This window comes from Verrucomicrobiota bacterium (assembly GCA_037139415.1).
Classification (GTDB): Bacteria; Verrucomicrobiota; Verrucomicrobiia; order Limisphaerales; family Fontisphaeraceae; genus JBAXGN01.
In genome coordinates, this window is the sequence record JBAXGN010000271.1 from 1 (window position 1) to 7,688 (window position 7,688).

6 protein-coding genes are annotated in these 7,688 nt (G+C 53.0%); 4 read left to right on the plus strand and 2 right to left on the minus strand.

What is annotated here, in order from left to right:
- Positions 1-334 precede the first annotated feature (334 nt).
- Positions 335-1,312: a sugar phosphate isomerase/epimerase family protein gene (locus tag WCO56_27765; protein MEI7733400.1), complete on the plus strand. Its 978-nt coding sequence runs from the start codon at positions 335-337 to the stop codon at positions 1,310-1,312.
- A 282-nt stretch (positions 1,313-1,594) separates the two neighbouring features.
- On the opposite strand, the gene WCO56_27770 is transcribed toward WCO56_27765, so the two are convergent.
- Both WCO56_27770 and WCO56_27775 read right to left on the minus strand, forming a co-directional pair.
- Positions 1,595-2,188, minus strand: coding sequence for a hypothetical protein (locus WCO56_27770; protein MEI7733401.1), 594 nt, complete (start codon positions 2,186-2,188; stop codon positions 1,595-1,597).
- Between the two features lie 23 nt (positions 2,189-2,211).
- The gene (locus tag WCO56_27775; GenBank protein MEI7733402.1) at positions 2,212-2,409 is read right to left on the minus strand and encodes a hypothetical protein; all 198 of its coding nucleotides are present in this window, start codon (positions 2,407-2,409) and stop codon (positions 2,212-2,214) included.
- Positions 2,410-2,646: 237 nt separating this feature from the next.
- Between WCO56_27775 and WCO56_27780 the strand changes: the two genes are divergently transcribed.
- From WCO56_27780 to WCO56_27790, 3 genes are all read left to right on the plus strand, one after another.
- Positions 2,647-2,916, plus strand: a complete 270-nt coding sequence (locus WCO56_27780; GenBank protein MEI7733403.1) for a hypothetical protein — start codon at positions 2,647-2,649, stop codon at positions 2,914-2,916.
- 8 nt (positions 2,917-2,924) lie between these two features.
- On the plus strand, positions 2,925-3,155 hold the full coding sequence (locus tag WCO56_27785; protein MEI7733404.1) for a type II toxin-antitoxin system HicA family toxin: 231 nt from the start codon (positions 2,925-2,927) through the stop codon (positions 3,153-3,155).
- Positions 3,156-3,962: 807 nt separating this feature from the next.
- Positions 3,963-7,427, plus strand: a complete 3,465-nt coding sequence (locus WCO56_27790) for a LamG-like jellyroll fold domain-containing protein (GenBank protein ID MEI7733405.1) — start codon at positions 3,963-3,965, stop codon at positions 7,425-7,427.
- Positions 7,428-7,688 lie beyond the last annotated feature (261 nt).

Below are 7,688 nucleotides of genomic sequence, written 5' to 3' on the forward strand. Positions count from 1 at the left end.
TGCCGCCGTACTCCAAAAATGTCGGCGCGTGCATTTGCTCTGCGCCGCAGGCCGGATGAGAGGTGGTTCCCCGGTGATCCTCCGCAAGCCTTAACGCGACGGCGGCAAGGGAAACGGCGGCAATTCCGCAATCCGAATTCCGCACTCCAAAAAATACGGCTCCCGCGCTTCCTTGGAGCAAGGGCCAAAGTAGTGGGTACGGAACCACAGACCTTGCCCACCTCGTAGTATTCGTAACGCACCAACGCGATTGATGCAGCCCTGGTTCATGGGAATGCCGCGCGCTCCGGGCTTGCGTAATTGCCCGGATCGGTCACGATGGCACCTGAATATTATGAACACCAGTTCTTCCCGTACCTCACGCCGGCAATTTGCCGCGCTGACCACCGCCGCCATGGCCGCCACCCTCTGCCCGCTGCCCGCCCTCCCAGGCGAGACTCCGGTGCGCAAGCGTTTGATGCGGCTGACCCTTTCGCCAGGGGCCATCGGCGTCAAAGCCAACCCGCGCGAAACACTGGCGCTGGCGCACCAATACGGCTTTGAAGCCATCGAACCAAATGCCAACTTCCTGACCGATCTCAGCGACGCGGACCTCGCCGCGTTCCGGGCGGAAATGCAAGCCAGGAACATCGTCTTTGGTTCCGCGGGCCTCGCCGTGAACTTCCGGCAGGATGACGCCAAGTTCCGCACCAGCCTGGAAGCCCTGCCGAAAATTGCCGCCGGTCTCCAGCGCGCCGGGGTCACCCGCGTGGGCACCTGGATTTCCCCCACCCACGCCGAACTGGCGTACGCGGACAACCTCCGCCAGCACGCCACCCGCCTGCGCGAGGCCGCCAAGGTGCTGCGCGATCACGGGCAACGGCTGGGCCTGGAATACGTCGGCACCCCCAGCATTCGGCAAAACCGGCCCAACCCCTTCATCTACTCGCTGCGCCAGATGCAGGAACTCATCGCCGAAATCGGCACCGGCAACGTCGGCGTGGTGTTGGATAGCTGGCATTGGTGGACCGCCGGGGAAACGGAAGCCGACCTGCTCAAGCTCACGAACGCGGACGTAGTCTCCGTGGACCTCAACGACGCCCCGGCGGGGATTCCCCTGCCCGAACAGCAGGATGGCAAACGCGAACTGCCCTGCGCCACCGGCGTCATCCCGGTCAAAACCTTTCTGGGCGCGCTCCAGCGCATCAGCTACGACGGACCCGTGCGAGCCGAACCGTTCAACAAACCCCTGAATGCGATGGACAAAGACGCCGCCTGCGCCGCCACCATCGCCGCGCTCAAAAAAGCCGCCGCATTGATAACTGATAACTGATAACTGATGACTGATGACTGGTCACTTTCTCAAATGCTCCACGCTCCAGAATGCATGTGGATGCGCGCCTCAACTCCTCAACTCCTCAACGTTCCGCTTTCCGCTCTCTGCTTTCATCTTTCTGCCGGCTCATTTTTCTGCAAAAGGAATTGGGGCCCAATTTTTATGCCAGCTAATCTTTTTGCCATGTCTGGTTTCCCCATTTTTATGCAAAATCACTCCGCTTTCCGCATTTGATTACCCCACCTGGGGGAGAAGGTCAGAATAAGGTGGAACACCCGTCTAATTAATCAGCTCTTTTGAGCGGGCCAGAAGCGTCGCCGCACGTACCAGATCAAGAAAAATCATACGGGAGAAGATATTCTTGCGGTTGTGAGTTCTTCGCAACTCTGGCACCGCCTTCCAAAGACGGCGGTAGATAAAATCCACCTCGTTGAGGGGTGGCATGCCTGCCGGTCTGCCAAGCGTGCTCAGCAAGCAGGCAATAACGCCCTTCGGACTGCCGTTGTGAATCCCTGGGTCAATACCGTTCAGGTCACTCAACGTCTTGGTCAACCGATGACGTTTCTTCTCCAAAACAATGAAGCTGTGACGCGTGTTGATTCGGGATAATGCGAACGCAATGCCCAATTCAAATGGCATGTTGAATCGCGCCGGGGTGCCAACCCGGCTCAGGTCATGAATCGAGACCGGGCACTGTTGCAGCAATTTCAGGATTCGATTCAACCGTCCTTGCCCTTCTTCCGGAATTTCGAGTACGCAATGAGGAATACGTCCTAACGCCACCAGTACGCTGATTTGCGCGACGAGCAGACGTTCATAGGATGTATCGAATGGAACGTTGAGGAAAACGGCTTGGCTGTCGGTTTTACTCATTACCGCCTCGCGCCCCTTGCCCGTTAGACTTTTACTCCCGTTACTCCTGCCGCAGCGAACGCTCTGAGGACATTCCTGGTCTGCGCCGAACCAATCCCGAGCGCCTTGCAGATTTGGGCGGCAGACGCTGGCACCGCCACATGCACAAAGCCATTGCTCAGCCGCTTCGCTGGGCTTTTATCCTGGCGCAATGCCTTGCTTGATAATGTTTTGTGCCGCATAGTATTTTCACTAAAACGGTTTACTGGCCCGCTCGCCACAGGGCAACGTAACCGTTGATGAAACATATATCTGAAAGGATTGGTCTGTCAATTCACCAGTTCCCAATTTTTCTGTTAACCCATTCCGCAATCCGCATTCCGAAATCGAGGGTTCCGCTCTCTGCTTCCATCTTTCTGCCGGTTCATCTTTCTGCAAAAGGAATTGGCAGTTGGGAAATAACGCGTTAGATTATTGCGATGAAACTCGACTACACAGTGCAGGTGTGGCAGGAGGGTGATCAGTTCATTGCCCACGCCATGCCCTTGGATGTGGCCAGTTCCGGCCCCACACCTGAATCCGCCCGGCAAGCGGTGGACGCGGCCGTGCGCCTCTTCCTTGCCACGGCGGCTGAACATGGAACGCTGGCGGAGGTTTTAGAGGATGCTGGATACCAGCGTACTCGGCGGGAATGGCGCGGCCCAATTTGGCTGGGGATTGAACAACGCACTTGCTTGGCCGAAGTGTAGCGCCAGCCATGCCGAAGTTCACGCCCCAAGACTGGCAAACCCTCGAGGCCGTTTTTCTGGCGGCTGGGTTTCGTTTCGCGCGCCAGGAAGGCAGTCACCGTTCCTATGTCCGGTCCGGGACCGCTCGCCCGGTAGTAATACCCGCCTATCGCGAGGTCCCCGTTTTTATCATCCGCAACAATCTTAAAACCGCCGGGTTGTCGCGCGACGCGTATTTCACCCTGCTGAACAAGGTGTAACCCAATGTTGTCCCCGACAATCCGGGGAACAATGGCATAAAATGGAGCGCCCGGCCTCCAATTCCCATTCGTGTGAATTAGCGTGTTTCGCGGGCAAGTTCCAGTTCCCAATTTTTATGCCAGCTAATCTTTTTGCCATGTCCGGTTTCCCCATTTTTCTGCAAAATCAGCTTTCTCCGTCATTCCGCAATCCGCAATCCGCAATCCGCAATCCGCAATCCGCAATCCGCAATCCGCATTTGTTTATCTGCCATGTTCGGCCTCTCTGAAATTTGAAATTTTGAGATCGGTCAGAACTTCCTGTCGCCAGTCTGCCGCCTCGAACCGCTAAACACCTACGCAGATCGCATAAATTCGGCAGCTAAAAGTTCCTTTACAATTTCGTGCAAATCAAGTAGGCTTATTCTCGTCAGTCAAAAAAACATGTAAAAAACAAATATTAAATCATAACTTTGCGTAGCACGGCTACGGTCTCTGGTAAAACCGCGAATTTTCACTGATGAGAATCAAGCCCAAGCACGCGCCACTCGGCGCGGCTTGGTGCATTTCTCATCAAGGCGCTTCGCGGTGCCTACCAGGGGGTGCGACAAGTTCGCGCCCTTTTTGTTTTCCAAAGGATCGGGTAGTCGGTGTTCGCGAGGGATCAACCTCAAATTTAACACTAAAAGGCATACATCATGAACTTTCAACTATCTGTGGATCAATTCGGTGATGCACTGAGTATTGGTCATGGTGTCGGTGGGCGGGTAGATTCATATGGTTCAAAAATACAGTTCTAATCTGTAATACTTCAAAAACGGAGTCTTTATGAATAACCAAATAAATATGAAGTTGTCAAAAATAACTAAGATGGTTTCCCTGCTCATTGTCGGGCTGGGGCTGGTGGCAACAGTGCCTTCAAACGCCGCACTGCGGTTTAATGGAACGGATTCCAAAGCCGTTTTGGACGGCTACTACCTCGACGGGACCACTCATTCCAGCTATACATTTGAAGTGTGGATAAAACCTTTCAGCTTAGGGAGTGAGGCTTGTCTGTTTAGTAAGGCCCTTTATTGGAAGGATTGGTCTCTAACGATCCGGCCCGATGGTGGGCTGGGTTTTCTTGGAAGTTGGCCGAATTATTACTGGGGAACAGGAACAGCCACAGGTTCCATCACAACAAATCTTTGGCAACACATTTGTTGTGCGGCCACTAACGGGCAAATGTCCTTCTATGTGAATGGAAGATTTGTTGGGACAGAAATTGTCCAAACTCCGATTGACTTTGCTTCATCCGCATCTGGAGGTCCGGTTTTGGACGCTCCTATGGCTATCGGTTATGGAGACTCAGGGACGACGCCAGATTTTGCTTTTTTCAACGGCTTGATTTATGGCATCAAAGTCTGGAACCGCACCTTGACGTCAAACGAAGTTTACTCAATCGCAACCACCGGAGTTCCGCAGAACACTAATGGGCTTTACAATGCAGTACTGCTCGATGAAGGAGGTGGAACTGTCATCCATGATTCACTAACACCGCTGACGGGGAGAGTTTTGACTGCTCAGTGGAGCGGGGACATGCCAACAATCGTAACGACACAATCCTTCCTTACAAACGGCTTAGTCGCCTATTACCCGTTCAACGGGAATGCGAATGATGCTAGCGGGAATGCGAACCATGGTGTCGCGACAAATGTTACGTATGGTCTGGGACACTTGGGAGTTGCTGGGTCGGCGGCATCCTTCAACGGAATCTCTTCCTTTGTTTATGTGACAAACCTTTTTTCAAGCCAACCACCCCAAATCACCTATTCCATTTGGTTTCAGACCGCGAATCGGGTGAGCTTGACAAATGCTCAGTTTTATTTAGCCGGCGCAACGGGATTTACTTCAGATAGCGGATGGGATTACGGCGTCGGACTGAATAATCCAAACCCAATCTGGGGGAATGGACCAGTCATTGGAGATTATAACGGGTTCGGAATGTATAAGTATGTTGATTGGGCCAACTACTATTATTGCGATGTCACCAATTTCTTATTCCTTAGCAATGAATGGCATCATGTCGTTGCTGTATTCGACGGCCCAACAATGAACCTCTATTTGGATGGCATCTTTCGGAATACAATGCAAAACCACGCCTCGGGTTCACAGGGTATTCGAAACTTGGAGATTGGCGCACATAACTGGGGGAGCACCCTTGGCATCATACATGACCAGTATTCGGGTTTGATTGATGATGTTCGGGTTTACTTCCGTGCTTTGTCGTCAAACGAAGTTCAGCAGCTTTATCAATATGAATCTCACCCTGTCGGCCTGCCTCCAATAATTTCTATTCAACCGACCAACAAGATTACGATTTCGGGTTCAAATGCCACATTTGTTGTAAATGCTACAGGCACTGCGCCTTTGATTTACCAGTGGCAGTTTAACGGGGCTAATTCGAGTGCGGCAACCAACAGCACGCTGACGCTGGCTAATGTCCAAGGCGTCAATGCTGGCAACTACCGAGTTGTGGTGAGCAACGCCTACGGCATGGCCACCAGTGCAGTCGCCACGCTAAGCCTGCTCTATCCTCCGTCCATCACAGCCCAGCCAGTGAGTTTAACCAACCTGGTCGGCACAACAGCCAGCTTCATCGTTTCTCCTTTTGGCACTGCCCCATTGGCATATCAATGGCAGTTCAAATGGGCGAATTTAATTTCAGCTACCAACAGCAGTCTGGACGTAACCAATGTTCAAGTTCCCGATTCAGGCAATTACTGGATTGTGATCACTAACGCCTATGGAAGCATCACAAGCGCTGTAGCCCAGCTACTGGTGATTGATAACCTTGGGCCTTTCATGACCATCAGCAACCTGTCCGGGCAAGTGGTAGATCAACGGTTATATACCCTAAGTGGCACCGCAACCGATGCGAACCGAGGCAATAGCGGCGTGGCCAGCGTATGGATCAACGGGAACCCTGTCTCCAATGTCACAGCTAGCCTTGATACCACCGCTACTTGGAATCAGACCGTAGCATTGCAGCAGGGGCTGAATCAAATCAGTGTGACCGCCGCAGATTGGGCCGGGAATATGACCACCAACCGGATTAATGTCATCTTTGTGCCCTTTGAGCGGATAGCACCAACCGTGGCCATTACGGCTCCGCGCAGCCCCACTTACACCAATGCGGTTCTTATCACCGGCACCGCCAGCGATGCCAAAGGCGTGGCGGAAGTGTGGTATCGGCTGAATAGCGGACCATGGACTCTAGCCATCGGCACCAATAAATGGAGTACGCTAGTGACTCCAGCGGTGGGTACGAACATTGTCTCCGCTTTTGCCGTGGACACCTCCAGCAACTATTCCAAGACCAACAGCGTCAAGTTCGTCAAAATCGCCACCGATATTTTTACCATTATTCGCTATGGCAGTGGCACGATCACACCAAACCTGAATGGCCAATTACTTGATATTCCCAAAAGCTACACCCTGACTGCCACGCCAGGTTCCGGTAATTTCTTCTCCAACTGCATCGCCAAACGCGGGTTCAGCGGTCCAGTTATTTGGAGCACCAACAAACCAGCCATCAAGTTCAACATGGAGTCGAACCTGGTGCTGATCGTCAACTTTGTCACCAATAACTATCTCGCCCGCAAAGGTGACTACGCCGGTTTATTTTGCCCGAGCAACGAAGTGTTCCAAGCCGACTGGACCAACAGCGGCAGTGTGAAGCTGACCGTAACCGATAAAGGAACGTTTACCGGCCAACTCATCTACAAAGGCGGCATGAGCTCTATTTCTGGCGCACTCGGTTTGAGCGGCACCACCAATCTAACCCTCCTGCGCGGAAAAGATCCGGCATTAAAGGTCAGTTTGACTTTGGACCTGATCGGCAACGATGGCTTCACTGGCACCGTATCCCAATACTACTCTTCCTGGAACGCCAGCCTCTGGGCGGACTTGGTGCTCAAGCAGGCAACCAAGGCTAATTACACCCTATTAGCGCCCACCGGCCCTGGCAATTCCTATGGCGGCACCCTGAACCTGGCCGTGCAACCTTCAGGAACCATAATCTTGAGCGGCACCTTATCGGATAGCACTAGGCTGACCGGATCGCTGCCGCTAACCCGCCAGCAGGAGGTTCCAATGAATCTATCACTATACGGAGGCAAAGGAATGTGGCTCGGCTACGTAAGTCTGGTGGGCACAAACGGTGGAACCGCTCACTGGCAGAAACTGACCAACAGCCTGGATAAAGTGAACCCGCAAGCTTTCTCGGTAAACACCAAGCTGTTGCTGCCTTGAAGAACAAAGCCCTTTGCAGAAAAATATACCGGCATAAAAATGGAAGCATGAACTGCGTAGCCGCACGACGTCAGTCAGCGCTGATATTTCAACGGCAAATACTGCGGTAAACCTGAATTTTCTCGGCTGCGTCATGAGTTAGACTGCTGTAAGGTTGTGCCCGTCCTTGCGGCCCCTGTTGTCTCTGCTGTCTTGTGCATTTTGTCCCCATCTTTCTGGTGCAGCCTTCGATCTTTGACAGGCCAGCGGGTGCAAGTCCCG